This is a genomic window from Occallatibacter sp. (genome assembly GCF_049802275.1).
Lineage (GTDB): Bacteria > Acidobacteriota > Terriglobia > Terriglobales > Acidobacteriaceae > Telmatobacter.
Genome location: NZ_JBARMD010000748.1, coordinates 1 through 2,097 on the forward strand (window position 1 = coordinate 1; position 2,097 = coordinate 2,097).

A 2,097-nucleotide genomic window follows, 5' to 3' on the forward strand; every position below is an offset into this window, starting at 1 on the left:
GTCTGGAGGGCGAGTGGCCATTCCTCCAATATAAACGGGGCCGGCGTCTCAGGATGTCGACATCGTTTCGTTCATTTTGAAGAGCGATCGTTTGCGCTGTGAGAACTTGAAGGTAAGGATCAGCTCCGCCGCATGGACGCCAGCGTATTGCTGATCAAAGCCCTAGGAGGGGGATGGACCGTATCCGAGCTGCCGAAAACAGCGGAACTGCACTAGTCGTAACAGTTGTTTCCGACCGCCTGTTGGCAACGATTGGCGCTATCGCAGTCCTGGTCTCCGCGTCCTGAGGTGAAAGGAGCACACGATGAAACAAGCAGACGACAGATCACGCCGTTACTTTCTCAAGGCGAGCTCGATTTTGGGTGCGGCAGTCGCGTTCAGTCCAAGAGCGATCGGCGAGGCATTTGCGGATTGGAAACGCAAAACTACTCCACCGGAGGCCGCTGTGACACGGACAAGTGCCAGAGAACAAGACGCTGGGCAAGCAGCTGACAAGAATGCGATTCGTCCGTTTCGGGTAAACGTTCCAGAGGTGGAACTCGCCGATTTGCGCAGGCGCATCAACTCGACAAGGTGGCCCGATCGCGAAACGGTGACAGATGAATCGCAAGGTGTGCCGCTAGCGACGATTCAAGAACTTGCCCACTATTGGGCGACAGACTACGACTGGCGCAAGTGCGAAGCGAAACTCAACGCCCTGCCGCAGTTCATCGCCGAAATCGACGGTCTCGATATTCATTTCATTCACGTACGGTCGAAACATGAAAACGCTTTGCCGCTGATCGTCACGCACGGATGGCCCGGATCAATCATCGAGCAACTGAAGATTATCGATCCACTTACCAACCCGACGGCACATCGCGGGAGCGCTTCGGACGCCTTCCATCTCGTGATTCCATCGCTTCCGGGGTTCGGGTTTTCAGCAAGGCCCACTACACCGGGCTGGGGTCCGGAGCGCACTGCAAGTGCCTGGGTAATGCTGATGAAGCGCCTTGGATACGCAAGATTTGTGTCACAAGGCGGCGATTTGGGTGCCGGCGTGTGCACAATGATGGCAAAACAGGCGCCTCCGGAATTGCTGGGAATTCACACAAACTTCCCTGGAACTATTCCATCCGACAGTGCGAGGGCGCTCCAGTGCGGCGATCCCCCACCATCCAGTCTCTCAGCCGACGAAAGACGCGCGTACGAGCAGCTCACAGTATTATTCGCGAAGCGGCGAGCCTACGCACAAATGATGGCGACTCGCCCGCAAACGCTGTACGGATTTGCGGATTCGCCCGTGTGCCTGGCAGCTTGGCTCTTTGATCACGGTGATGGTTATGGCCAGCCCGCGGCGCCGATCACTTCGGCAGTACTCGGACGCACGATTGCTGGACACTCCGCAGGTGACCTGACACGAGACGATGTGCTCGATGACTTCACACTTTACTGGTTGACGAACACGGCGATTTCTGCGGCTCGATTCTATTGGGAACTTCACCTCAATCTTTATAACGCGGCCAATGTCTCCATCCCAGCTGCCGTGAGCGTCTTTCCCGGCGAGAACTATCAAGCCCCGCGAAGTTGGACGGAGCGGGCGTATCACAAACTCATCTACTACAACCAAGTAGACAGAGGCGGACACTACGCGGCCTGGGAGCAGCCGCAACTGTTTTCAGAAGAGGTCCGCGCGGGCTTCCGATCACTACGGTGAGGTTCTTCACAAGAGAGGAGAAAATGATGACCCAATCCAGCGCTACGCAGCGAGGCAGCGAGCAGGCAAATGCGCAGTTCAACACCGACCGCACCCATCCGGGCCGGTGGACGATCACCTTCAGCAACCCGCCGATCAACATGTTTCTTCCCACAACGATCGTCGAATTGGGAGCGCTAATGACCGACCTCGATGCCGACCCGTCCGTGAAAGTCGTAGTGTTCCAGTCGGCGAATCCCGATTTTTTCATCGCCCATCTCGACGTAGCCAAGGCAGCTGAACGGCCAGAGGTGCTGGGTCTTTGGCGCGAGTTTGTCCTGCGCCTCGCGTCCGCGCCAGTGGTGAGCATCGCCAAGGTTCACGGCCGCACGCGCGGAATCGGGAACGAGTTCGTGCTGGCC

The 2,097-nt window shown here is 57.4% G+C and carries 2 protein-coding genes; both read left to right on the top strand.

Features of this window, described 5'->3' with window-relative positions:
• Positions 1–304 precede the first annotated feature (304 nt).
• Positions 305–1,696, top strand: a complete 1,392-nt coding sequence (locus tag WA354_RS25115) for an epoxide hydrolase family protein (RefSeq protein ID WP_472815771.1) — start codon at positions 305–307, stop codon at positions 1,694–1,696.
• 23 nt (positions 1,697–1,719) lie between these two features.
• A partial coding sequence (locus tag WA354_RS25120; protein ID WP_472815772.1) for an enoyl-CoA hydratase/isomerase family protein occupies positions 1,720–2,097 on the top strand: 378 nt, incomplete at its 3' end.